The organism is Marivita sp., from assembly GCF_051859345.1.
In the GTDB taxonomy this organism is placed as follows: domain Bacteria; phylum Pseudomonadota; class Alphaproteobacteria; order Rhodobacterales; family Rhodobacteraceae; genus Marivita.
This window is the reverse complement of record NZ_JBHYFV010000025.1, coordinates 33,560-56,998: the sequence shown is the minus strand read 5'-3', so window position 1 is coordinate 56,998 and position 23,439 is coordinate 33,560. Positions and strand designations below refer to the sequence as shown.

General features: G+C 59.8%; 25 protein-coding genes, 1 tRNA gene and 2 pseudogenes. 10 read left to right on the top strand and 18 right to left on the bottom strand.

Annotation, left to right across the window (positions count from 1 at the left end):
• Window positions 1-39 precede the first annotated feature (39 nt).
• Window positions 40-116 (top strand) — tRNA-Met (locus ACTIEN_RS15350).
• An 88-nt stretch (window positions 117-204) separates the two neighbouring features.
• On the opposite strand, the gene ACTIEN_RS15345 is transcribed toward ACTIEN_RS15350, so the two are convergent.
• Window positions 205-708 carry a MarR family winged helix-turn-helix transcriptional regulator gene (locus ACTIEN_RS15345; RefSeq protein ID WP_439524020.1) on the bottom strand — a complete coding sequence of 168 codons (504 nt, stop codon included), beginning with the start codon at window positions 706-708 and terminating at the stop codon, window positions 205-207.
• Between the two features lie 112 nt (window positions 709-820).
• Between ACTIEN_RS15345 and ACTIEN_RS15340 the strand changes: the two genes are divergently transcribed.
• Window positions 821-2,437 (top strand): MDR family MFS transporter, encoded by a 1,617-nt coding sequence (locus ACTIEN_RS15340; RefSeq protein WP_439524019.1) that lies wholly within the window; start codon window positions 821-823, stop codon window positions 2,435-2,437.
• A 280-nt stretch (window positions 2,438-2,717) separates the two neighbouring features.
• Here ACTIEN_RS15340 and ACTIEN_RS15335 read toward each other — a convergent pair whose 3' ends face one another.
• The 4 genes from ACTIEN_RS15335 to ACTIEN_RS15320 are packed head-to-tail and all read right to left on the bottom strand — an operon-like array spanning window position 2,718 to window position 6,346.
• Entirely contained in the window at window positions 2,718-3,542 is an 825-nt protein-coding gene (locus tag ACTIEN_RS15335) for an ABC transporter ATP-binding protein (RefSeq protein ID WP_439524018.1), read from the bottom strand.
• Window positions 3,542-4,564 carry a FecCD family ABC transporter permease gene (locus tag ACTIEN_RS15330; protein ID WP_439524017.1) on the bottom strand — a complete coding sequence of 341 codons (1,023 nt, stop codon included), beginning with the start codon at window positions 4,562-4,564 and terminating at the stop codon, window positions 3,542-3,544. The genes ACTIEN_RS15335 and ACTIEN_RS15330 overlap by 1 nt, the downstream gene beginning before the upstream one ends.
• Window positions 4,537-5,565, bottom strand: a complete 1,029-nt coding sequence (locus ACTIEN_RS15325; protein ID WP_439524016.1) for an iron ABC transporter substrate-binding protein — start codon at window positions 5,563-5,565, stop codon at window positions 4,537-4,539. Before ACTIEN_RS15325 ends, ACTIEN_RS15330 begins: the two co-directional genes overlap by 28 nt.
• A 1-nt stretch (window position 5,566) precedes the next feature.
• Window positions 5,567-6,346 (bottom strand): molybdate ABC transporter substrate-binding protein, encoded by a 780-nt coding sequence (locus tag ACTIEN_RS15320; RefSeq protein ID WP_439524015.1) that lies wholly within the window; start codon window positions 6,344-6,346, stop codon window positions 5,567-5,569.
• A 274-nt stretch (window positions 6,347-6,620) separates the two neighbouring features.
• On the opposite strand from ACTIEN_RS15320, the gene ACTIEN_RS15315 reads away from it, so the two are divergent.
• The 3 genes from ACTIEN_RS15315 to ACTIEN_RS15305 are packed head-to-tail and all read left to right on the top strand — an operon-like array spanning window position 6,621 to window position 8,920.
• A complete protein-coding gene (locus tag ACTIEN_RS15315) occupies window positions 6,621-7,328 on the top strand; it encodes an ABC transporter permease (RefSeq protein ID WP_439524014.1) in 708 nt (235 codons plus the stop codon).
• Between the two features lie 4 nt (window positions 7,329-7,332).
• Window positions 7,333-8,076 carry an ATP-binding cassette domain-containing protein gene (locus ACTIEN_RS15310; RefSeq protein WP_439524023.1) on the top strand — a complete coding sequence of 248 codons (744 nt, stop codon included), beginning with the start codon at window positions 7,333-7,335 and terminating at the stop codon, window positions 8,074-8,076.
• Between the two features lie 25 nt (window positions 8,077-8,101).
• Entirely contained in the window at window positions 8,102-8,920 is an 819-nt protein-coding gene (locus ACTIEN_RS15305) for a substrate-binding domain-containing protein (RefSeq protein ID WP_439524013.1), read from the top strand.
• Window positions 8,921-9,035: 115 nt separating this feature from the next.
• Here ACTIEN_RS15305 and ACTIEN_RS15300 read toward each other — a convergent pair whose 3' ends face one another.
• Window positions 9,036-9,953: a DMT family transporter gene (locus tag ACTIEN_RS15300; RefSeq protein WP_439524012.1), complete on the bottom strand. Its 918-nt coding sequence runs from the start codon at window positions 9,951-9,953 to the stop codon at window positions 9,036-9,038.
• A 364-nt stretch (window positions 9,954-10,317) separates the two neighbouring features.
• Between ACTIEN_RS15300 and nirK the strand changes: the two genes are divergently transcribed.
• Together nirK and ACTIEN_RS15290 are read left to right on the top strand one after the other, a co-directional pair.
• Window positions 10,318-11,466: a copper-containing nitrite reductase gene (gene nirK / locus ACTIEN_RS15295; protein ID WP_439524011.1), complete on the top strand. Its 1,149-nt coding sequence runs from the start codon at window positions 10,318-10,320 to the stop codon at window positions 11,464-11,466.
• Window positions 11,467-11,547: 81 nt separating this feature from the next.
• Complete coding sequence (locus ACTIEN_RS15290; RefSeq protein WP_439524010.1) at window positions 11,548-12,336, top strand: formylglycine-generating enzyme family protein; 789 nt, start codon at window positions 11,548-11,550, stop codon at window positions 12,334-12,336.
• Window positions 12,337-12,400: 64 nt separating this feature from the next.
• Here the strand turns inward: ACTIEN_RS15290 and ACTIEN_RS15285 are convergent, their stop codons facing one another.
• The 7 genes from ACTIEN_RS15285 to ACTIEN_RS15255 are packed head-to-tail and all read right to left on the bottom strand — an operon-like array spanning window position 12,401 to window position 17,978.
• The gene (locus tag ACTIEN_RS15285; protein WP_439524009.1) at window positions 12,401-13,096 is read right to left on the bottom strand and encodes an NnrU family protein; all 696 of its coding nucleotides are present in this window, start codon (window positions 13,094-13,096) and stop codon (window positions 12,401-12,403) included.
• On the bottom strand, window positions 13,093-13,311 hold the full coding sequence (locus ACTIEN_RS15280) for an NnrT protein (RefSeq protein ID WP_439524008.1): 219 nt from the start codon (window positions 13,309-13,311) through the stop codon (window positions 13,093-13,095). The genes ACTIEN_RS15285 and ACTIEN_RS15280 overlap by 4 nt, the downstream gene beginning before the upstream one ends.
• Window positions 13,308-13,487, bottom strand: coding sequence for a hypothetical protein (locus ACTIEN_RS15275; protein WP_439524007.1), 180 nt, complete (start codon window positions 13,485-13,487; stop codon window positions 13,308-13,310). The genes ACTIEN_RS15280 and ACTIEN_RS15275 overlap by 4 nt, the downstream gene beginning before the upstream one ends.
• A 1-nt stretch (window position 13,488) precedes the next feature.
• On the bottom strand, window positions 13,489-15,366 hold the full coding sequence (locus tag ACTIEN_RS15270) for a nitric oxide reductase activation protein NorD (RefSeq protein WP_439524006.1): 1,878 nt from the start codon (window positions 15,364-15,366) through the stop codon (window positions 13,489-13,491).
• 5 nt (window positions 15,367-15,371) lie between these two features.
• On the bottom strand, window positions 15,372-16,166 hold the full coding sequence (locus ACTIEN_RS15265) for a CbbQ/NirQ/NorQ/GpvN family protein (RefSeq protein ID WP_439524005.1): 795 nt from the start codon (window positions 16,164-16,166) through the stop codon (window positions 15,372-15,374).
• A gap of 3 nt (window positions 16,167-16,169) precedes the next feature.
• The gene (locus ACTIEN_RS15260) at window positions 16,170-17,513 is read right to left on the bottom strand and encodes a cbb3-type cytochrome c oxidase subunit I (RefSeq protein ID WP_439524004.1); all 1,344 of its coding nucleotides are present in this window, start codon (window positions 17,511-17,513) and stop codon (window positions 16,170-16,172) included.
• 12 nt (window positions 17,514-17,525) lie between these two features.
• The gene (locus ACTIEN_RS15255; RefSeq protein WP_439524003.1) at window positions 17,526-17,978 is read right to left on the bottom strand and encodes a c-type cytochrome; all 453 of its coding nucleotides are present in this window, start codon (window positions 17,976-17,978) and stop codon (window positions 17,526-17,528) included.
• A 127-nt stretch (window positions 17,979-18,105) separates the two neighbouring features.
• Between ACTIEN_RS15255 and ACTIEN_RS15250 the strand changes: the two genes are divergently transcribed.
• Entirely contained in the window at window positions 18,106-18,324 is a 219-nt protein-coding gene (locus ACTIEN_RS15250; protein WP_439524002.1) for a DUF1858 domain-containing protein, read from the top strand.
• Window positions 18,325-18,435: 111 nt separating this feature from the next.
• On the opposite strand, the gene ACTIEN_RS15245 is transcribed toward ACTIEN_RS15250, so the two are convergent.
• A complete protein-coding gene (locus ACTIEN_RS15245; protein WP_439524001.1) occupies window positions 18,436-19,125 on the bottom strand; it encodes a Crp/Fnr family transcriptional regulator in 690 nt (229 codons plus the stop codon).
• Between the two features lie 101 nt (window positions 19,126-19,226).
• On the opposite strand from ACTIEN_RS15245, the gene ACTIEN_RS15240 reads away from it, so the two are divergent.
• Both ACTIEN_RS15240 and ACTIEN_RS15235 read left to right on the top strand, forming a co-directional pair.
• Window positions 19,227-19,655 carry a pseudoazurin gene (locus ACTIEN_RS15240; protein WP_439524000.1) on the top strand — a complete coding sequence of 143 codons (429 nt, stop codon included), beginning with the start codon at window positions 19,227-19,229 and terminating at the stop codon, window positions 19,653-19,655.
• Window positions 19,656-19,734: 79 nt separating this feature from the next.
• A complete protein-coding gene (locus ACTIEN_RS15235) occupies window positions 19,735-20,931 on the top strand; it encodes an NnrS family protein (protein WP_439523999.1) in 1,197 nt (398 codons plus the stop codon).
• A 2-nt stretch (window positions 20,932-20,933) separates the two neighbouring features.
• On the opposite strand, the pseudogene ACTIEN_RS15230 reads toward ACTIEN_RS15235, so the two are convergent.
• The 4 genes and pseudogenes from ACTIEN_RS15230 to ACTIEN_RS15215 form a co-directional block, all read right to left on the bottom strand.
• Window positions 20,934-21,850, bottom strand: a pseudogene (locus ACTIEN_RS15230) (formylglycine-generating enzyme family protein).
• A 104-nt stretch (window positions 21,851-21,954) separates the two neighbouring features.
• Window positions 21,955-22,617, bottom strand: a complete 663-nt coding sequence (locus ACTIEN_RS15225; RefSeq protein WP_439524022.1) for a sulfatase/phosphatase domain-containing protein — start codon at window positions 22,615-22,617, stop codon at window positions 21,955-21,957.
• 80 nt (window positions 22,618-22,697) lie between these two features.
• The gene (locus ACTIEN_RS15220; RefSeq protein WP_439524024.1) at window positions 22,698-23,015 is read right to left on the bottom strand and encodes a hypothetical protein; all 318 of its coding nucleotides are present in this window, start codon (window positions 23,013-23,015) and stop codon (window positions 22,698-22,700) included.
• A 100-nt stretch (window positions 23,016-23,115) separates the two neighbouring features.
• Window positions 23,116-23,394 (bottom strand): annotated as a pseudogene (locus ACTIEN_RS15215) (TRAP transporter large permease subunit); the annotation flags it as partial.
• Window positions 23,395-23,439 lie beyond the last annotated feature (45 nt).

The window sequence follows — 23,439 nt, the reverse complement described above, 5'->3', positions numbered from 1 at the left end:
AAAATTACGTGTCTCTCTAATACGATACCTTTTCCTTGGCGCGGGGTGGAGCAGCCCGGTAGCTCGTCAGGCTCATAACCTGAAGGTCGTAGGTTCAAATCCTACCCCCGCAACCAATGATAAGCGTAATGCCTCCGACGGAGGCTCTTTCTTTTTTTCCGTCCTGTATGGGCTGACCGCCACAAGCGCTTGCGCTTAAAGTCTTCAGACCTTCGGGTCAGCCAGGCTTTTGCGCAGGTGGGCGATTTCGGTGACGATTTGTTCGCTTGGATCTTCCGGCGCTTCGGACCACGCAGAAAACCGCTCCAGGAGTGGAATGAAGGCGGTCAGTTCTTGATCGGTCCAGCCTTTCAGGAAATTGCCCAGGATCAGGAACTTGTAATGGCGCACCGCGTGGACGATGCGGGTGCCTTCGTCCGTGAGTTCCAGTACAGCGCGACGGGCGTCTTCCTGACTTACTGCGCGACGGACAAGGCCGAGACGGATCAGTTCAGACGTCAATCTGCTGGCGCGCGACGGGTCGATCATGAGCCGCGTGGCGACGGTCGAGACCATGACTTCGCACACAGGATCCTCATCGAATTCTTCCGCCGGAGTCCAGACAACCATCAGCACATCCAGCAACGGCATGTCCAGATCGAGTTCAAGATCGGCGAGCGCCCGTTGACCCAGTTCGCGCTTGACCACCCGGCGGCGCCAATGCTGCATAATCGTGTCGAGCTCCAATGCAGATTGACTGAGGTCGCCGTCTATTCCGGCCCTGGCCAAATGCCTTTTCAGTTTGTCCTCGTTCTCAGGCAAGCTCTCACTCCCACCGAAAATGCATGCTATTGACATGTATATGCCATTGGCACATATGTGCAAGCAACAAGAGCAAGTGCGCTGGCGGCTGGATGCCCGCGACCGCCGGAGATGTGATATGTCCACAATGACACCGCAAGAAACGGATGAGGTCGCGACCAAATCCGCACAGACCCGTATCGCCCTCGCCGCTGTGGCGGTGACGCTCCTGTTTGCGTCTCTGGGCCAGACCATTGTCACCACGGCAATGCCGATCATGGTTGCTGACCTCGGCGGTATGGAGCACATGACCTGGGTGATCACGGCCTACCTTCTGGCGTCGACGATTGGCGCGCCGATCGCGGGCAAGCTGGGCGATCTGTACGGTCGCAAACTGGTTGTTCAGATTGGGATCTTCGTGTTCCTGGTGGGGGCGACATTGGCCGGTTTGGCGCAGTCGATGGGAGTCCTTATTGCGGGGCGTGCGATCCAGGGGCTTGGCGGCGGTGGTCTCATTGTGGTGTCGATGGCGGTGGTGGCCGACGTGCTTCCGCCGCGTCAGCGCGGGCAGGCACAGGGGCTTCTTGGGGCTGTCTTTGGCGTTTCGACAGTGATCGGCCCACTGGTCGGCGGGTTCCTCGTCGAGGCGTTAAGCTGGCATTGGATCTTTTTTGCCAACTTCCCGATCGGTATTCTGGCCCTCGTCGTGCTGCATTCCGCCCTTCCCAATGTCAAACGCGAAACCGCAGTCAAACTTGATATCGCGGGCGCCTTTTTTCTGGCGACGTTCCTTTCGGTTGCGGTTCTGGTGTCGAACCTCGGTGGGTCGGTTCTGCCGTGGAGCAGTGCAGAGCTGATTGGCCTCACAGCGTTTGGACTTGCCGCATTGGGGGCGTTTATTGTGGTCGAGCGGCGCGCGGCAGAGCCGGTGTTGCCGCTGAGCCTGTTTGCCAACAACACCTTTCTGGTCGTCAATACCGTGGGCTTCATGGTTGGGGTGGCCATGTTCGGCACAATCACTTTCATGCCGCTCTATCTGCAAGTGGTGCAGGGTGTATCGCCTTCGGTGTCGGGGCTTTTTCTGACACCGATGATGGCTGGTTTGATCGCGTCATCCGCAGGCGCCGGGCAGGTTATGAGCCGAACAGGGCGCTACAAATGGATGCCGGTTCTGTCGACCGCGCTTCTGGCTCTGGCGATGTTGTCGCTGTCAACACTGTCAGCAGGTTCGTCGCTCTGGCATGTCGCCTTGTCGATGGTGCTGGTTGGTCTTGGATTGGGACCAGTGTTTTCCATCGGAATTGCCGCAATCCAGAACGATGTTCCAAGACATATGCTTGGCGTTGGCACGGCCAGCGCCAACATGTTCCGTCTGATCGGTGGATCAATCGGGACAGCCGCCTTCGGCGCTTTGTTCAGCGCGAACCTGGCCAGAAACCTCGATGGCGATCTGCCGGATGGAACGCTGAACGGCATTGGGTCGATCAGCGCGGAACTGGTGTCGCACCTGCCTTTGCAAACGCAACGCGAAGTGTTTGCCGACTTCTCGTCAGCGCTGCATCCGGTGTTCTGGATCGCAGCGGGGATGGCCGTCATTGCCTGCATTGTCTCCATGCGGCTGCAGGAAATGCCCTTGCTGGACAGCCTGTCAGAGTAGGTCGGGGTCATACTGTCTTTGTGCTCGTCGTCGTCGCCGAAATGGAATTTAGCTAACCGTTTTGATGCCGACCCTGTCCAGCACGCATTGTTCGACTGAACCTTGCAAGAAAATGGGCGTTTCGCAGGCCAGTCCAGAATGCAGCCATGGGTCAGGTTTTCTCGCATCAATGGTTGAAGTAACGGGCTGCGGGGAACAGACCGCTGGTCAAGACAGGTCGAGTTTCGAACAGCATAGGTCCGCACGTCTTGACGTGCCGGCTGTGCCGTTATCGAACGCCCTACGCCACCGTCAGGACATCCGACGTCATCACCGGGGCAGGTTGATCATCGAGCGACGGCAGACAGACTTTTCGACCAGATGTTGTCGTTTCCACAGAGACCGGAATTCCGTAGACATCACTCAGATTTGCTCCGGTCAGAACATCGTTCGCGTGTCCATGCGCACGGGTCGCCCCGTCTTTCATGAGCAGCACACACGCGTCCAAGGCAAACGCCTGATCCGGATCGTGCGTGGAGAGGATCACACCGCGCCCGTCACTGGACGCCTCATGCGCCAGAGTTGTGACTTGCGAAAGAACCTGGGCCTGATTGCCGAAATCCAGGCTTGCCGTTGGCTCGTCCATCACGATCAGCGGGGCTTCCTGTGCCAAAGCCCGCGCGATGAGAACCAGTTGTCGCTGACCCCCGGACAGGCGTGAGTAGTCGCGATAGGCAAGATCGGCAATGCCGAGGCGGTCCAGCGCATTCAGTGCAACCTGCCGGTCATTCCGTCCGGGCTGACCAAACGCCCCAAGCCGCGCCGTTCTTCCCATCAGCACGACCTCGAGCGTGTCAAAGGGAAAGGGTGGCGCATGGGCCTGCGGCACATAGGCGATCCGGCGGGCAATCTCGGCGCGGGTTTGCGCTGCGATGGGCGATCCTCCCAAAAGAACAGTGCCTCCCAGCGCCGGAAGCAACCCGAGGAGGGTACGGAAAAGGGTGGTCTTTCCGCATCCGTTTGGACCCAGAAGGCAAAGAATGTCGCCGCCTGTCACGGAAAGGTTTAGTCCCGAGCCGATCTCGGTCGCACCGTAGCCGATAGCAAGGTTCCGGGCCTCCAGCATCACGACCACCCTCTACGACCGCGGGCCAGCAGCCAGACGAAGAACGGCGCACCGATCACTGCGGTCAGGATGCCGAGCGGCACCTCGACCTGCGCAATTGTCCGCGCCAGGGTATCGACGATCAGCAGGTAGCCTGCCCCAATGAGGGCCGATGTCGGCAGCAGCCTTCCGAAACCGGGGCCGACAAGCATTCGCGCGATATGCGGGATGACAAGGCCGACCCAGCCGACAACACCCGCCAGTGCAGTGACACTTGCGGTGATGAGCGTGGCTGCGGCTATGACGAGGAACCGTGTGCGCGCGACCTCAACCCCAAGAGCGCGGGCTTCTTCATCGCCAAGACTCAGGACGTTGATGCGCCAGCGCAAGAGCGCCAGCGGCACCAGCCCGACAAGCACCATGGGCAGCGCGGGCAGGATATCTTTGGTCGTGATCGCAGCCAGCGACCCAAGAAGCCAGAAGGTGATTGCAGGCAGCTGGTCATAAGGGTCGGCCATCACCTTGAGAAGCGACGTCCCCGCCCCTGCCAGAGCGCCGATCACCACGCCGATCAGAACCAAAGTCAACGTGCTGTCGGTATTGCGAACCATCGAAGCGACCAGTGTGACGAATCCGACCGCCACCATGCCGCCGACGAAGGCCGACGCCTGGATCGCCGCAACGGGCAGCGACAGGAAGATCCCGGCAACCGCGCCAAGCCCGGCGCCTGCGGACACACCGAGAATGTCCGGTGAGACCAGCGGATTTCGGAACAACGCCTGGTAACTTGCGCCAGCCGCCGCAAGCGCCGCGCCAACCAGCAAAGCAGCTGCAACACGCGGCAGGCGGATGTTCCAGACCACGATCTGGGCCTGCGGATCACCTTGTCCCATCAGCGCGGCCAGTGTCTGCGTAGGGGACAAGCCATATGGCCCGATCATCACTGCACCAAAGGCCAGCGCCCCAAGACATAGTGCAAGCCCTCCGGTCAGCGTCACAACAAGCCGTTTAAGGCCTACATCGGCGGTCGTCCCTCGGCCCATTCCAGCAGCCTTTCCAGTTCGTCGTCACTCAGATCAACATGATAATAAAGCTCGTAGAAGGCGCGGGTATCTTCGCGCAGGGTGCCGTTCCATTTGTCGGGATAGAGAAGGCCCGCCATCCAGATCAGACCCATCATGCGATTGAGTGATGGTGGCCGGTCGATCCATCCGAACGGTGCGGTCGGTGACAGGTAAACGTGGCCGTCGCGCACCGCGTCGATGCTCTGCCAGAGCGGGTCGTCAAAAACCTTGCCATAGAAATTCGGATCCCAGGTCACGATCGTGTCCGGGTTGGCGACGATCACCTGTTCCATGGATGCCTGTACAAGGCCGCGTGTCGCGCCGCCATCGTCGGCGACGTTCCGGCCACCGGCACGTTCGATGATCTCGGTGTTGATCGAGCCCTTCATGCCGGTCTCCAATCCTTCTGGACCACGGGCAAGATACACACGCGGACGCACGTCTTCCGGAATGTCGTCGAGAATGGTGTCGATCCGCCCGAAAGTCGTTTCCACATCCGCCGCCAAGGCTTCGCCACGTTCGGGAACGCCAAGCGCCTCACCGATGAGCCGGAGCGCGTCGGGCGTGTTCTCGAACCGACCGTCGATCAGGATATAGGGGATGCCGGTCTGGTCCTGCACCCGGTTGGCGAGGTCGATATAGGTGTCGCGGACCGATCCGAAGTCGATGATCAGATCGGGCTGGATCTCGAGCACCCGTTCAAGATTGGCCTCACCTCCGCGCCCAGTCAGACGGCCTGTTTCGGGAATGTCGCGGTAAGGTTCTGCGATATAGTCACGCTCCTCGGGTCGCAGCGCGCGGGGCCAGCCTGTCAGTGCTTCGGGCTTCATGATGTAGACAAGTATGGAGGCCGGCGGACCTGCGGCGAAGACGGTGTTCACCTCTTCCGGGATGTCCACACTGCGTCCGGCGCTGTCGATGATGCTACGCGCCTGGGCGGGCAGGGCCAGCATGGACAGAATGAGAAGAAGCAGGCGCATGTCAGTCTCCTTTTGGCAGGGCAGGGGCGTCGAACCCGTAATCGGTCAGAACCGCCTGGCCAGCGGGTGAGAGAATGTGCATCGCGAATTTCCATGCTTCGGGTGGGGCATCGTCCAGAACGATCAAACCGTAATCCGCACCAACCGTCAGGGCGTCGGGCACCTGAACGATCTGCAATTCGGGCAGCTCGTTTTGAGCCAGCACCGCATTTGTGGAATAGGTCAGGAAAACGTCTGCCTGATCGCTGTCGAGCACCCAGGCATAGGTGTTGCGCTCATCCGGTGGCCGGGCGCTATCCTGTCCTCCGGTCAATTGCAGCGCCTTTGCCCTGAGTGCGTCGGCATGTCCGGATTTGTCGAACAGTCCAAAGGCATAGTCGCCGGACGGGTCGGCCTTGGGTGTCGACGTGCCAAGGCGGATGCCGTCATCAAGCATGACGTCCAGCAGGGTTTCGGTCGAGACAGTCACCTCTGGCCTGGCCAACGCGCACAGGCGATTGCGCGCGAACAGAGCGACCGGGCCGCCCTTGCCAGCGGATTCGAGCGTCATCGGATGGCGCATGTTCGCGGAGGCAAAAACATGCGCCGTGTCTCCCGCTTCGATGCGCTCGCGCAGAAGGCCCGACGCGCCAAAATGGGTGGCGAGCGGTGTGCCATATGCCGCGCAGTAGTCTTGTGACACCTGTGACAGCGCCGCCTTCAGACTGCCTGCCGCAAAAAGAGACAGGTGTTGTGTCGCAGCTTGAGTCACTGCGAGGGCCAGGAAGATGGCCGAAACCAAGAGTCAGTGCATTCTCTTCCTCTCATGATCCCCGTTCCTGTGTTCGTCTTCCGCCGAATTTCCGAACTGCCTTTGGTGTGTACGCACAGGCGTCGCAGCCTGAAGGGGTCAACCGACGTTCCGAAAATTTTGCAACCTTATGCAGCTTTGCCGCGCGTGATTTTGTGTCTCTTGAAACTTTGGCGTTAATTTATTGCCAAATCCAGCCTTGAACTTCCATACTTTAACTGCATAGCTAGCGGGATACGGTAAAATATGCATTTCGGGGGAGATTTTGCAAAGCATCGGGGAAGCCTTGGCCCTTGCTGTCGCCCTTGTCCTGTCGGGCGACGCGGATTTGCTTGAGATTGTCCTTCTCTCGCTTCGCGTAAGTCTGACGGCGACGGCGATTGCTTGTCTCATCGGCCTACCTATCGGCGCCCTTGTCGCCATCGGCAGGTTCTCCGGGCGCAACGCTGTTCTGATCGTGATGAACGCGCTGATGGGACTTCCGCCTGTGGTGGTAGGTCTGCTGGTTTATCTGCACCTGTCCCGGTCCGGTCCTCTGGGGTTTCTGGGGCTGCTTTACACACCGACGGCGATGATCATCGCGCAGACAATCCTGATCGCCCCGATCATTGCGGCGCTGTCGCGCCAGGTGCTGGAAGATCTGCACGTTGAATATTCAGAGCAATTTCGCTCGCTCTGCCTCACGCGGATGCAAACCGTGCAAGCGCTGCTATGGGATGCACGCTATTCGCTGCTGACCGTTGGCCTTGCCGGGTTCGGTCGCGCCGTGGCCGAGGTGGGGGCGGTGATCATCGTTGGCGGAAACATCGACCACTTGACGCGCGTCATGACCACGGCGATTGCGCTGGAAACGTCGAAAGGCGATCTGGCGCTTGCTTTGGCGCTTGGTATCATTCTGCTTGTCATTGCGTTGGGTGTGAACGCGGCCGTTCAATCGGTGCGGATGACCGCCGCGAGGCAGGCTTATGTCTGACCAAATGGCCATGCCTGATGCCGCGATTCTGAGTGGCGCGGAAAAAACGGAGATCCTGCCGCTCGAAGTCCGCGACCTTGTCTTGCGATTTGGTGAGACAAGCGTTCTCGATGGCGTGTCTCTCGACCTTGGCCCGTCCGGCTGTACGATGGTCATGGGGCCAAACGGGTCGGGCAAGAGCCTTCTTCTGAAACTTCTTCACGGGCTGATGCAGCCAACCTCCGGGCGTATCCACTGGGCGGGGCGGGTGCCTTCGGATGTGACGGTGCGGCAGGCTCTGGTGTTTCAGAAGCCGGTCCTGCTCCGCCGGTCCGTCGCGGCAAATATCGACTTTGTCCTGAAAGCACGGCGCAAAGATACCGCCCGGCGAAGCGCCTTGCTTGACCATGTTGGATTGGCCCACAAGGCGAACCAGCCTGCACGTCTTCTATCGGGTGGCGAAGCGCAGCGTCTGGCGCTGGCCCGTGCGCTGGCGACCGACCCGGACGTTCTGTTCCTGGATGAACCAACCGCCAGCCTTGATCCCGCTTCGGTTCTCGCAATCGAACGAATTGTGAGCGAGGCGCGCAACAGGGGCGTGCGCATCATCTTTGTCACGCATGACATGGGACAGGCGCGGCGCATGGCTGATGACGTCGTGTTCCTGCATCGCGGTCGCGTGGCCGAACACAGCGCGGCGGCTGAATTTTTCCCTGAACCCCGCTGTGACGCGGCCCGGGATTACCTGAACGGCAGAATAGTCGTCTGACACACCAAGAAAGGGAGTGACCATCATGCTTGCAAGAAGACTGACAGCGACCGCTGCAGTACTGATCATAGGAGGCGCCGCCTGGGCGCAAGACCAGTCCATCATCGTGCAGTCCACTACCTCGACGGCGAACTCGGGTCTTTACGACTACCTGTTGCCGATCTTTCAGGATGAGACAGGTATTCAGGTCAACGTCGTGGCCGTTGGCACCGGTCAGGCCATCAAGAATGCCGAGAATTGCGACGGCGATGTGCTGCTGGTGCATGCCAAGGCTTCGGAAGAACAGTTCGTGGCAGCGGGTTTCGGTACGGAACGCACGGACCTGATGTACAATGACTTTGTCATCGTCGGCCCGGCCGCCGATCCGGCAGGTGTCGCGGGAATGACCGACGTGCAAGGCGCCTTGGCCAAGATTGCCGAGCAAGGCGCGCTGTTTGCATCGCGTGGCGATGACAGTGGCACACACAAAAAGGAAGTGGCACTTTGGGGTGACAGCGGTGTCGATCCGACCGCTGCTTCGGGCGAGTGGTATCGCGAGACCGGCTCGGGAATGGGTGCGACGCTGAATGCGGGCATCGGCATGGGTGCCTATGTCATGACAGACCGCGCAACCTGGATCAGCTTTGACAACAAGCAGGACTACGCCATTTCCGTGCAGGGTGACGAGGACATGTTCAACCAGTATGGCGTGATCCCGATCAATCCGGCGAAATGCCCGTCGGTAAAGGTTGATGCAGCGCAGACCTTTGCGGACTGGCTGGTCTCAAGCGAAGGGCAGGACGCAATCGCGGGCTACATGGTTGCCGATCAGCAGCTCTTTTTTCCTAACGCACCGGAAAACTGATAAGACCGTCGGGGCGGAGGATTGGCCTTTGCCCCGACAGATCTTGCCTTTCCCGACCACGCGTACCTGACCGTCAAGGAACTGGCCGACCTGTTGCGCCTCAACGATCACCGCTCTACGGCGTTGTGATTGCCGGAGGTTTCCGCCGTTTTCCCGAAAGCGCGTTTCCGGCAATGGCAGCAAGCAGGACTACGCCGCCGACTAGGGTTGTAATGCTCGCAGTTTCGCCAAGAAACAGCCACACCCAGAGCGGACCGAGAAGCACTTCGGCCAGCGACAAAAGAGCCAGCTCTGCCGCCGGAAGGCTGCGTGAGCCCAACGTATAGAGGATCAGGCCCGCCCCCACCTGAAACACCCCCATTCCCATGGCGATGCTGCCGTCCCATCCACCAATGACCAGCGATAGTCCGAGATATTGGCAAATGCCGATTGTGATGACGATGGCAAAAAGCCCCGAAAGAAACACCGAAGGCAGCATTTCGCCTGTCCGGCCCCAACGCAAGGAAACGGTGAAGACCGCAAATCCCAAAGCGGATCCAAGTGCTGCAAGGCTTCCCTTCAAGGCGACACTGCCCGATTTGTCGGCGACCATGATGGCGATGCCTCCGATGGCAACAGCGATCGCAGTCCAGGTTGCTTTGCGAACCGGTTCACGCAGGATGAGCCAGCCCAGAACTGCAGCCATGAAGGGTGCGGTTGCGAAGAGCAGCATGGCATTCGCCACCGACGTGTTCTGAATTGCGTAAATTCCGCCGGAATAGGCCGCCACCAGGGATAGCCCGGCAATGACGCCTGGAAAGCCGATGCGACGTACCTGTGAAAAAGGGCTTTCGCCTGACCGAATGCGAATGACCAGGTACAGAAAAAGCGACATGCTGATGGACCGATACAGGAGGATCTGCCAGACCACGGCGTCTTCGATCAGGCGGATGCCGAGCCCGACGGTAGACCAGAGGATCCCGGCGGCAATGACAAAGAGCACACCATGCCGATGCGCCTCGGGCGAGTGTGCGGGAGGGAATGCAGCGGTCATCGGTTCCTTTCGATTGCAATTCACATTGCCACGATAAGGACATGGGCGCGCAGGTTGAGTGTCGTTTGCGACATTTCCATGCAGTTCGGGCGGCTCTTCTCTGGACTATCCGAAACAAGACCGCGTGCTTTCGAGACGTCCGGGGCTGTGTGACAATCAAGTGGGATTGTCTGAGCACGGGCAGATGCTGCCCGTCTGCTCGGGGCCGGCGTGCAGGATTCTCCGACACGGGCGCGCGGCATCAACTTGATTGTCGTGACGGCCGCGAACAAACACCCCTGAACCTTGCTGTTTCACAACGTTCGGCGATCAGGGGCAGATTACTCTTCTCTCAAACAGCATACAATTTGATAGGAGCTTGACCATGCTGACGAGAAGAGCCGCACTGATGGGCGCTGCTGGCATCGCTGCCATACCGGTCCTTGCCAAGGCCACCAAAGCCGAAGAGATCATGGATACGTCGATGGCGCCGCCCGTCGATCTGACGAACCTCAAGCGCATCAAGCGCAAGCTTGTTCGCCCGCCGATGGTCCACGAGCACGAGCAACAGGCACCCGCCGAACCGCGCATCGTCGAGTTCGAAATGCAGATCGTCGAGAAGGAAGTCGAGGTCGATGACGGTGCATACTTGCAGGCGATGACGTTCAACGGGTCCATTCCCGGCCCGATGATGGTGGTTCATGAAGGCGACTATGTCGAACTGACGCTCTACAATTCTCCCGAGAACCTGATGCAGCACAACATTGACTTTCACTCCGCAACAGGTGCGCTTGGGGGCGGGTCTCTGACACTGGTGAACCCCGGTGAAAAGACAACACTGCGGTTCAAGGCAACGCGTCCGGGCACCTTTGTCTACCACTGTGCGCCGGGTGGCCCGATGATCCCGTGGCACGTTGTCAGCGGTATGGCGGGGTGCATCATGGTGTTGCCGCGCAATGGTCTGACGGATCACGACGGCAATCCGGTCAGCTATGACCGCGTCTTCTATATCGGCGAAAATGATTTCTACATCCCGAAGAATGAAAATGGCGATTACAAGCGCTTCGAAGACGTTGCCGAAAGCTATCCTGACACGCTTGACGTGATGAACGGTCTGATCCCCAGCCACGTTGTCTTCAACGGCAAGGTGGGTGCACTCACTGGTGACAATGCCCTGCATGCCTCGCAAGGTGAGAAGGTGCTTTTCGTCCACAGCCAAGCCAACCGCGACACCCGTCCGCACCTGATCGGCGGCCATGGTGATCTGGTCTGGGAGCGGGGCAAATTCAACAACCCACCGCAGCGCGATCAGGAAACATGGTTCATCGCGGGCGGTTCGGCTGGTGCGGCGCTTTATGAATTTCTGCAACCGGGGGTCTACGCCTACGTCAACCACAACCTGATCGAGGCGGTGAACCTTGGCGCGACGGCCCATGTGATCGTCGAGGGCGACTGGAACAACGATCTCATGGAGCAGGTGCAGGCGCCCGTCGAATACGATGCCACCTACGAGGGCAAGACCGCGCTCCCGTAAGTCGGCACCGTTTCTAGGAAAATCGAATTGGGGCGGCCGGTTCCATCCGGCCGCCTGTTTGCGGTTTGAAAGGATGATGTGATGAAGTCGGTCTTGTTGGTTTCGCTGCTCGCAGCGATGGGGCTTTGGGGTGCAGTCTCACTTGGGGACGCGCCGCCACCCTTTGCCCCGTTCGCGACGGTGACCGTTGCGGCGGGCGAGGTCATGTGGCGTCCGTTGGGAAATTTCTCGCACAAGGGCGCGGCGCGGTGGCCGCAACCTGTTCCTGTTGCGGTCCACAGATTCGAAATCATGAAATATCAGGTCTCGCGCAGCGAATACGCCATTTGCGTTCGTGAAGGAGCCTGTGAGCCGGTTCCGGCTGTGGGGGGCGTCTATCCGCAGACCCATGTCAACTGGCAGGACGCCACCGCTTTTGCCAGATGGATTTCCATGCGAACCGGGGAAACCTGGAAGCTGCCATCCGAGATACAATGGCAACTGGCAGCAGCAGAACGTGTTGGCAAAGCGATCACCGATGAGGGAGCGCTCGATCCTGGCGAAAGGATGCTGGCAAACTATGCCAACGGTCTCGTGCTGCGCGGCACCGCAAGCCCGACGCTGCGTCCCGCAGGAGGGTTCGGGGTCAACTCTTTGGGGATTGCCGACATCGCTGGCAACGTTTGGGAATGGACCGACGGGTGTATGGAAAACGGACAGGTGTCCGAGGACGGCCTGATCAGCGATTCCGACCCGTATTGTGGTGTCAGGATTGCCGGTGGGCGACACCGCGCGGCGGTGATCGATTTTGTCCGGGATGCCAGCGTTGGCGGCTGTGCCGTCGGATTGCCGCCAGACCATCTCGGGTTTCGGCTGGTGCGCGTGGAATAGCCAGAACTGTCATGGTGTGAAAGAACCTGCGCAATGTGGGCGTCACCCGCGCGTGGGATCGAATTCAGACCGGGAATGGCGAGACGCCAATTATTGCCCCGTGCAGATGCAATAGCGCCAGCCAGAGCAGCAAGCCGGTCAAGATCCGCAGCGCCATCAAGCGTGCATTGTCTTTAAGCCACGCACGATCCGTCAGCGGAACAAGCGAAAGAACGGCGGTGCTGTCATGTAAGGCGCGCGCGTCATCCAAAGGCAGAGCCCGCCGCGCCTTGGCATCGAACGCGGGGATTGCAGCCAGCGCCATGACGGTAAAACTGCCAAAGAGAATGACATGCGCCAGATCACCGTTTGGCACAAGATGCGCCCCGCCCCAAAGCGCCAAAGCCAGGAACATCGGATGTCGCGACACCGCGGCAAAACCGGGACGTTCCGGGTTGAACACCTGCCCATGTCTGCCGCCGAGCGTATAAGGGTATCGCAGCCCTGCACCGCACGCGACGAGGATCATGGCCAGTGGCATCGCGATATTGGGCACCCAGCGGGTCCAGGGCAGTTGCGCCCAGAGAGCGACATGAGGCGCGCGTCCTGCGGCGACGATCAGCCAGATCAGCAGGCCAACAGATATCACGCCGTAGATGGCGAAATAGGTCCGGCGCCCAACGGCGTTGATCAGAGTGTCCCGCAGCCCCCCAATGCGCGGCAAGAAGTGACTTCCGACAAACAAGGCCAGTGCGAGCGCGTATTCCGTCCATCCGGTCATGGAGTCTCAGCTTTCTTCATCAGACGCACGATATGACACGCGAAGGCCCAAGTCGCGGGAAGGCCGATCAACATTCCCCCGGCGGCGGCTTGCCACGGAGTGAGGACAGGCCAGCCCACCCACGACCCGATCAGGGATGCAAAGAACAGGTTCACTCCCATGGCCCCCGCGCCGAACGGGTAGAGCGCGGCAAAAAGTTTCAGAAACGGTGTCATCGTCGGCTCACAAGAATCTGAACAGCCGCCAGCGCGATGATGAGTGCGATGGAACCGATAAGAAACCAGAATTCCGCCACCTCTGTCTGCGGTTGCGGGATCGGGCGTTCGAAACCGGCGGCGAAGGCCGGAAAGGGTAGGGTCGAGGTCAGTGTGATTGCAAGTATGCGTTTCATGTCAGGTCTCCATGGTCAGGGTCTGGTAGATGTCAGGAAGGGCGCGGGGCAGACGTTCGGGGTTGGGCAGCAACGTGAACCCTGCGCGTCCGAAGATGCGGGCGAACCAATCCTGCCCGTCGGCATCGACGATGACGCCATGCACCGCCTGACCCAATGCGCGGGCCTCGCGGACTGCCATGCGACTGTCTTCGATCCCGTGCTGGCCTTCGTAGTGGTCAAGGTCATTGGGCTTTCCGTCGGTCAGGACCAGCAAGAGACGGCGTGTGGCACCCTCGCCGGCGAGCTGCGCCGAGACATGGCGTATGGCAGCGCCAAGTCGTGTATAGTGTCCGGGTCGCAGACCGCCGATCCGGGCCGTCACATCGCGCGACATCGGTTCCGGGAATGTCTTGCATCGGTGCAGGAACACCCGGTCCCGGCGCAACGACGAAAACCCCCAGATGCCGAGCCTGTCGCCCGCCGTGTCAATGCCACAGGCCAAGGAGGACAACGCCTCGCGCGCGACCTCCATGACCGTGGTGTCGCCAATGGCCGCCTCGGTCGAACGAGAGCAATCCATCAGGATCGCGACGCTAAGGTCGCGCGCCATCGGACGGCCCGATTGCCAGACCCTGTCGCTGCCGTCCATGCCGCTGATGATGTCTGTGCGCGATGTCACGAGGGCGTCGAGATCCAGATCCTCTCCGTCGATCTGCCGGGGCAGGACGACGCGGCGGGGGTGAAGGGGCGCGAATTGCCGTTTCACGCGGGCGACCAGCTTGGGATCGGGTGTGTATTCGGCGCGCGGTGTCGCCTCGACCTCCAGCACGCGGGTATGGGCGATCATATAGTCGCCGGTGCGGCGGTTCCATTCGGGGTATGTGTATCTATCGGCCAGCCTTGCATGGTCGGCGTCCTGCGGGGACAGGTCCAGAGAAAGGCGCAGGCGGGTGGCGGCCCGTTTCATGTTCTGCGACAACGTCAGGTGGTCCTGATCCTCGGCAGCCTTTGCGGCGTTGTCCTGATCGTCGTCATCGACCATGCGGTTGAGGTTCAGGCTTTCTGCCCAGGACATGATGGTCTCGAAGCGGTGGATGATGAAACTGTCGTTGCGGTTGGCTTGATCGCGATCTTCGCGACGGGCGTCCTTGCGTGTCGGAACGCCAAAGGCCGGGGCGGGCGTTTCGGTTTCTTCCGGTGCAGGTTTGCCCGTTCTGGCGACAGGGCGCAGGCGCAACCAGATCGGAACAGGGGCATAGGTGCGATACCCGCGCGGGGCAGGACAGGCGACACAGTCCTTGGCATCTGATGTGCCGGTAAGCTGGAAAAGGATCAGCCGTTCGATCCCGGCCTCGCATCTTGGCAGGCCGTGTCTGTTTCGGCTGTCGACGACAAGGCGGCATAGTCTGTCATGGACCCCGCGTAGGCCGGGGCAGGCCGCATAGGCGAGGTCCGAAGCAACCGCAAGTGCTGCGATTTCGGCGCGGTCCGCCGCGAGCGAGTCTGTCTGGCGCGCCGGGATGGCAGCATGGGCAGCCAGCGCCGCAAGCCAGAGGTAGCAGGCGCGGTTGAGTTCGCGCGTTGGAAAGGTGTCGATCACCGGCGGCAGGCGCAGGCGATCACCGTCGAAATCGCCGACATGCGCCTTTTCGCGCGGCACGCCGATGCGTCGGATGCGGTTCGGGCGATGGTCCGAGGTGACGCGCGGGGCAGGGGCGATCTCTACCCCCGCCGCGCCGCCAAGCGCCCGGAACAGAGCGGCGACTGACGGGCGGATGTCCTCGAAACGTACGGCGCAGGCGGTATCGCCCTCGGTGGCCCCCCAACGTGACGCCATGTCGTGCCAAAGGTTGCCGACAGTTTCCTCGGGTTCCATTAGGTCAAGAACGTGCATCATTGTCGTCACCCGTAGATCACGGCGGCAAGGTCGCGCAGTGCCTGCTGAGTGTCCGGCTCATCGCTGAGCGGCTCGATGATCGCGGCTTCCAGCGCCCGATTGAGCGACATGCCCCCGGCGATCATCGTCGCGGCATAAATCAGAAGGCGGGTCGATACGCCTTCCTCGAGGTCCATGCCGGAGAGTGTGCGGATCTTGCCTGCAAGCCGCACCAGTGCCCGTGCGCGGCCTTGGTCCAGACCGCTTTCACGCATCACCACCGGGGTTTCCACCTCGGGTTGGGGGAAGTCAAAACCGATGGAGACAAAGCGTTGACGGGTCGAAGGCTTCAGCTTTTTCAGGATGTTCTGGTAGCCGGGGTTGTAGCTGGCCACCAGCATGAAGCTTTTTGGTGCGACCAGTTCCTCGCCGGTCTTGTCGATGACCAATCGTCGGCGGTCGTCAGTCAACGGGTGCAACACGACGGTGACGTCCTTACGCGCCTCTACCACCTCGTCAAGGTAGCAGATGCCCCCTTCGCGGACAGCCCGCGTCAGTGGACCATCAACCCAGATGGTGTCTCCGCCTTTCAGCAGGTAGCGTCCGATCAGGTCGGCAGCGCTGAGGTCGTCGTGGCAGGCCACGGTATGGAGCGGCAGGTTCAGCCGCGCTGCCATATGTTCGACAAAGCGCGTCTTGCCGCAGCCGGTCGGCCCCTTCAGAAGAAGGGGCAGAGCGTTGGTATGGGCCGTCTCGAACACCGCGCATTCGTCGGATTGCGGGTGGTAGAACGGCAGGTCGGGATTGTGCAGGTCTTTCATGACTTACTCTCCGGGAACGGCCACGGGGCCGGGTTTGATGACCTCACGGCGCACCACAACCATGGAATAGATGAACAACAGCGCACCCAGCACCACTGCCACACCGGAACCGAAACGCATGACGTAAAACAGGCCAAGCTGATCCTGAACATCCATGTAATAGTCGCCGACGATCCGTTGCATGTGGGTCTGGATGGTGCCAGCGAAGGTGAGTGTGAAGGTCATGAAGGCCATGCCGCCGGTCATCAGCCAGAAGGAGGCCATGTTGATCACCTGGTTATAAGGATCGCGGCCCCGCAGATGCGGCATTGCATAGGTGAACATGGCAAGGTTCAGGGCCACATAGGCGCCATAGAAGGCTAGGTGCCCGTGCGCGGCGGTGATCTGTGTGCCGTGGGTATAGAAGTTCACCCCGTGCAGCGTGTGCAGGAAACCCCAAACGCCCGCGCCGAAGAAAGCAACGGTTGACGACCCAAGCGACCACAGAAGCGCGGCCTTGTTCGGGTGGTTCTTGCGGCCTTTCCAGACCATGACGAAGGCAAACGACATCATGGCGAAGAAGGGGACAACTTCGAAGGTCGAAAAGATCGAACCGATCCACTGCCAGTAGCCGGGAGTCCCGATCCAGTAGAAGTGGTGCCCGGTCCCAAGAATGCCGGAAAAGAGCGCGGTGGCGACAATGACGTAAAGCCATTTCTCGATCACCTCGCGGTCAACGCCTGTCAGCTTGAGCATCAGGAAGCCGAGGATCGCAGCCATGACCAGTTCCCAGGTGGCTTCCACCCACAGGTGGACGACCATCCACCAGTACATCTTGTCGAGGCTCAGGTTGTCGGGGTTGATGAAGGCAAAGACCCAAAGCAGGCAGAGCAGCCACAGACCCGTCATCAGGATGTTGGTGATCGCTGTCTTGCGCCCGGCAAGGAAGGTCAGCGAGACGTTAACCAGAAAGATTACGGCAGCGACGAGGATGCCGAACTTGACCCAGAGGGGTTGTTCAAGGAATTCCCGCCCTCCGTGAATGCCCATCAGGTAGGAACCGACGGCGCCGAGGGTGCCAATGACGAGGATTGCAAGCTGGATATAAGCCAGTTTGACCGAGAAGATCTCGCGCTCGGATTCCTCTGGTATGAGGTAGTAGGCCGCACCGAAAAATCCGAGCAGCAGCCAGACGATCAACGCGTTGGTGTGGATCATTCGGATTATGTTGAAGGGCAGGACCTCGCTCAACGTATTTGGCGCGACGTAGATCCAGCCGGCGAGCAGCCCGCCCAGCACCTGAATGCCAAAGAGACCCATGGCCACGAGGAAATATGCGTAGGCCACCTTTTGCGATTGGTATTTCATGGTTTGTCTCCCTCAGCCCGCATCATTCGGCGGCCAGTTCTGGGTGTCGGTCTGATCGGCCCAGCGGAGGAATTCTGCGAGTCCGCGCATTTCCTCCTCGGTGATCTCGAAATGCGGCATCTGGCGTCGGCCTTCGATGCCGGAGGGTTGGGCATTCATCCATCCGTCCAGCATCTCGAATGCCATTTCCGGATCGTCTTGCGCGCCCCATCGAGTCATGACGTTGCCGACCTCGGGGGCGAAGTAGGCACCTTCGCCGTGCAAGGTGTGGCAGTTGATACAAGAGTTCCGTTCCCACACATGCTTGCCCAACCGAACTTCGTCGGTCAGCGGCATTCCTGCGGTGGCTTTGTCCACGATGTGGCGGTGGCTCTGTGCCGTGAGGGCCACGAACACGACGACGAAGAATATGGATCCCCCGTAGAAGACGTTCCTGGCCCGCGTTTTGGTGAGTATTTCTGACATGTCGCGGTCCCGACTATTGTTTTCGGATAGGAGATCTCTACCGGGCGCATCAGCGAGCCTTGTTGCGGAAGCGCAAAGAAGGAAGCGATTGTTATAGGCAGTCTTGGATCATCCGAGGGAGAGGCCCATGCGACGTCCAGACTTCGATGATCCCGATTTGCCCCTGTCCGAGCTGTTCAGGGAATGGCCGGAAACAGCCGCCGCCTTTCTTGAGCGGCACATGTTATGTCCGGGCTGTCCGATCGCGCCGTTTCACGCAATCACAGACGCCTGCCTCGAATACGACCTGGAAGAGGACGCTTTTCGTGCAGAACTTCGCAGGATCGCCGGAGGAAAGATCGACTAGCCGGGTCGCGCGAATGATCCTGACAGGACCGTTGCAGGGCGGATGTTGCGACATAGGGAAATCTTGATCACGGCGTGAAATACGGTCGCGTCGCCGCGAGCCAAGTCAGGCTCAGACACCACTCAGCAATACGAGCGCATGCGGATTGGTGACCGTTATGTGCTTGCGGGTGGATTCGACGATGCCGTCTTTTTCCCAACCCGAAAGAAGGCGGCTGACGGTATGCAGCGTCGTGCCGGTCATGTCCGAAATGTTCTGACGTGTTACCGGAAACGCGATCTCGATTCCGGTGTCCGTCTTTCGCCCGCTCTGGTTCGCCATCCGCAGGACCGCCGAGGCAACCCGTTTCTCTACGACCTGGGTCGCCATCTCGGTCAGTGTATCCTGGATCTGGCCAAGCCGCTGGCCAAGTGTCTTGTAGCTTTCGGTCGCGAAACCCGAATAGTTCTCGGTGAAGTCGGACCAGAGGCGGACCGGCCAGGACAGCGCAATTGATTCAGCCGCTGCGATGGATGTCGCGGGGTAGGTGTCACGCTGAAGCGCTGGCGCAATTCCAAAAAGTTGACCGGGCGAAATGTGCAGGACAATGATCTGATCGCCACCAGGCGTTGTTCGAACGACTCTCAGGTATCCATCGAGCAGAAGGAAGAACCTGTCGGCATCGTGTCCTTCGCGAAAGATCTCCGTGCCCTCCTCGTAGCGACGCGAGGTGGCTTGATCCAGTATTTCGCGAATCTGCGTCCGATCCAGCAGGGAAAAGGGCGGCAGTCCAGTCAGAAGGCTTTCATCAAGCTTTTTCACGGTTTCGGTTCGGGAGTTTGTTTCAGAACAACGTTTGTGCCCGGGTCATACTGCAAACAGCGAGCAGACAAAACTACCGGACGCAAAGAAAGGATGTTCCGATGATCAAGACCGTGATGATGACCGCCGCACTCGCTATGGCAGCTGCAACCGCGCAAGCCGAGATGATTGAAGTCAAGATGCTTAACAAGGGCGAGGTCGGCGCGATGGTGTTCGAACCCGCTTATGTAAACGCAAAGCTTGGCGACGTGATCCGCTTTCTGCCAACCGACAAAGGCCACAACGTGGAAAGCATCGACGGGATGCTGCCCGAGGGCGTGGAGGCCTTCAAGACCAAGCACAACGTGGAATTCGACCTGATCGTGGAGCAGGAAGGCGTCTACGGTATCAAATGCACACCGCACTACGCCATGGGCATGGTGGCCCTCATCCAGGTTGGCGACTCGGTCAATCTGGATGAGGCAACCGCAGTCGAACATAAAGGCAAGGCCAAAGGCCGCATGGGTGACCTCATCGCACAGGTCGAGTGACTTTCCGTCCCGATTTCACACGACCAAACAGGGTGGCGACAATGACGCCGCCCTCGTTCATTTCAGACCGGAAAGTCCCATGACGCCACGCATTGTCTACCAAGGCCCTGTATTGTTCTCGTACGGGTTCCGGCCGTTTTTCCTGTCGGCCACTGTCTTCGCGCTTTTGGTGGTGCCAGTCTGGTGGTTGGTCTGGAGGGGGGACGTATCTGTCGGCGGCCGGTTTGTTCCGACGGACTGGCATATTCACGAGATGATCTTCGGCTACGGCGCTGCGGTTGTCGCAGGTTTCCTGTTCACGGCGGTTCCCAACTGGACGGGCAGGTTTCCGACACGGGGATGGCCTCTGGCTGCATTGCTGGCTGTATGGATCGCCGGGCGGCTTGCCATGTCCGGGGTGACCGGTCTTGGACCGATCGCGGTTGCCTTGATCGACCAGTTTTTCCTGATGGCCGTGGCAGTCATGATCGCACGAGAAATCATTGCCGGAAAAAACTGGCGCAACCTGAAAGTGCTTGTCCCAGTGTCGTTTCTCTGGCTGGCCAATATCCTGTTCCATGCCGAGGCCCTGTCACAGGGCAGCGCAGATTATGGCCGTCGGCTTGGCATCGCGATTCTGATCTTTCTGATCCTGCTGATCGGCGGACGCATCGTGCCGAGTTTCACGCGTAATTGGCTTGTGCAGCGCGGCGCGATGCATTTGCCTGCTGCGTTCAATCGGTTCGACATGGTTTGCCTGGCGGGCGGTGCCGTAGCGCTGGTTAGCTGGGTCGCCATGCCAAACAATCAGGCCTGCGCTTTTGTCGGGGGAGTTGCAGCGATCTTGCATCTTGTCCGTCTCGGCCGCTGGCGCGGCGTTGCAACGTGGCGTTCGCCGTTGCTGCTCATGCTGCATCTGGCTTACCTGATGGTGCCGCTTGGCTTTGCCGCAGTGGCTGGGGCGAGTGTCGGCCTCGTGGGACCGGCTGTTGCGGCGCATGTTCTTGGACTTGGTGTTATCGGAGGAATGACCGTCGCCGTGATGATGCGGGCGACGATGGGGCACACCGGTCGGGATCTTGTAGCTGGACCAGCACTCACCGTCGCCTTTGTCCTTCTTATCGCGGCGACTGTTGCGCGTGTGGCTGGTCAGGGGATTTCGGTGGGCGCCTACGACGGGATCGACCTGTCGGCGGCACTTTGGACCGGTGCTTTCGCAATTCTCACATGGCGGATTGGGCCGTGGCTCGCACGGCCCAAATCGGCGCGAAAAGTGCCATCAAGGGCGGGCGTCTGATATCACCGCTCCGATTTCGGATTGACCGACATGCGCCCGGCCGCTGTGGCAATAGTCTGAGTATCTGTTTGGTCGCGGTTCGTATCATACACCAGCCTGAACCCGATGTGAGAGGTCGACGTGTCGGGGAACGTGCTGTTGCGGGCGGCGATACGGTAGCGATAGCAATAGCTGCTATGGCATAGAAATGACCCGCCCTTGCTTGGTTTGTAACCCTTCTTGCCGGCATGAGCTGCGGCAACTGCTTTTTTGAGCGACCGGACCTTGAACGTCTCGCTTGTCATCTCCCAGACATTGCCGACCATATTGTAAAGCCCGTAGCCATTTGGGCCGTGTTCTGCTGCGGAAACCGTCCTTGCCAGATGTTGCAGGGGAATAAATCGGTGTCGTTGGGTTTCGTCTCGCCCCAGGGAAAGGGGACATCGCCCAAGCCGCCGCGCGCTGCGTGTTCCCATTCGGCTTCGGTTGGCAGACGACCACCGGCCCAATGCGCAAATGCACAGGCGGCATGGGTGACCGGATGATCCATTTCCAGACGGTCCGCGCTGCCCGGCCCAAGGGGATTTTGCCAATTTGCTCCTTCGATCACGCGCCACCAAGGGGTTGCGGCGATGGCGCGGCTGGGCGGTTCCCCTTTGGGCAGGAGGCCCTGAAAAACCAGCGAGTCCCCCAGTCGTTCTGCGTCGGTCACATATCCTGTTTCTGCAACGAAGGCCTGAAACCGGGCGTTTGTGACCGTGGTCGTCTCCATCCGAAACCCGTTTAGTCTCTTGCTGCGAAGCGGGCCTTCGCCGTCGATCGGAAAGATCGGGTGATCCGTCCCAAGCAAGGCATGCCCGCCGGGGATGTCCACGACCTGCGGCGCTTCAGTGGCGATCCCCCGTTCACGAGCGAGCGTCGTGGGATCAGCCGAAGCCATCTTCGTGGCGCGACTGGGTGTGCAACAGGGTTTCATGGCGGCGGCAAGCTTGGCTTTGATGGAGCGCGGCTGAGCTTGATCAAACTTCCTGCGGCGCGACCCACCTATTTATTCGCATGCCTTGGTTTTTGCGGTGGCGTGACGGGAACGTAGGGAAAGCGCCCGAGCTGTTTCGTGGCGGTGGTGCTGGGGTCGCTGCCGCCCCGGACATAGACGCTGGACGCATCATAATGTGGTCCAAAATCCCACGAAGGAAAGCGCCCGTGTTTCATTGCGGACTGTACGAACATTCTCTTTCGCTGGGAAACTCTGATCCGCTGATCAAGATCGTCTTCGTCCCATCGTTCCATCATTTCGGCGAACATGGCATCCAGTCGCGCCCGGTACGCTGGGTCACTGGACAGGTTGTTCAGTTCAAGCGGGTCTTTCGCAAGGTCAAACAGCATCTTGGGATCTGTGCGGCTGTGGACCAGCTTCATGGATCCCTCAATCATGATCAGGGCAGGCGCATAGAGTCCTTCTCCGTTGAACTCGATGAATACCTTGTCGTCCGGGCTGCCCCGTTCAGGGAGGTTCAACAAGCTGCGCCCGTCATGCGGGGTGACGTATCCATCGAATGTTCCGTTGCTTGCGATGTCGGTAAATGTCGGCAAGAGGTCCACCAGAGACACCAACGCCTCTTCGCGATGCCCGGCTTTGAATTTGGGGCCTTGTGCGATCAGCGGAACGCGGATCGAGGCCTCGAACGGGTTGAATTTGAACCACATTCCGCGCTCTCCAAGCATTTCTCTCTCCCTGAGTGATGTATCTGCCGGGTTCGTGCCGGACGTGATTGCGTTTCTGCTGATTAGGGGACGTGGCGCGATGTCCAGAAAACAAGTGCGCCTAACAAGGTCAAAGCTGCCACGTCGATTTGCCAATTCGATTTCATGAAAAGAAGGGCGGCACCTGCAAAGAGAAGCCGTTCCAGAAGGTTCAACCGACCAGTAAAAAAGCCCAGCATCGAGGCACTTGCGCAAATTCCGCCAAGGATTGCCGTGACGAATGACACGGTGATCTGGAGCCATGTTACATCGATGCCAAGAATGGTGGGGTCGTAGACAAAGAAATACGGTACCGCGAACGCGCCCATGCCGAACTGACAGGCCAGCACAGCGATTTTCAAAGGATTTCCATTGGCAATTGATGCCGCCGCATAGGCCGCCAGCGCCACCGGGGGGGGTGATTGACGACAGCATGGCCGAATACAGAACGAAAAGATGCGCCGCCAGAAGACCGATCCCAAGGTCCACAAGGGCCGGGGCCACAAGCGTTGCCACCAGAATATACGCTGCGGCCGTGGGCAGACCCATACCCAGTATCAGGCAGGTCAGCATGGTCAGAACAAGCGCCAGCGGAACCGATCCGTTCGACAACAACACCACGAGGGTCGAGAATTTCAGACCGACCCCCGTCAGCGTGATGATTCCGATGATCACGCCAGCTGCCGCGCAGGCCAGCGTGACGGGAATGACCGCATTTGCGGCAGCAACGCAAGTTTCCACAATGCGTCGTGGGGTCAGCGCAGAGGCACGGCTCAGGTAGGTAGC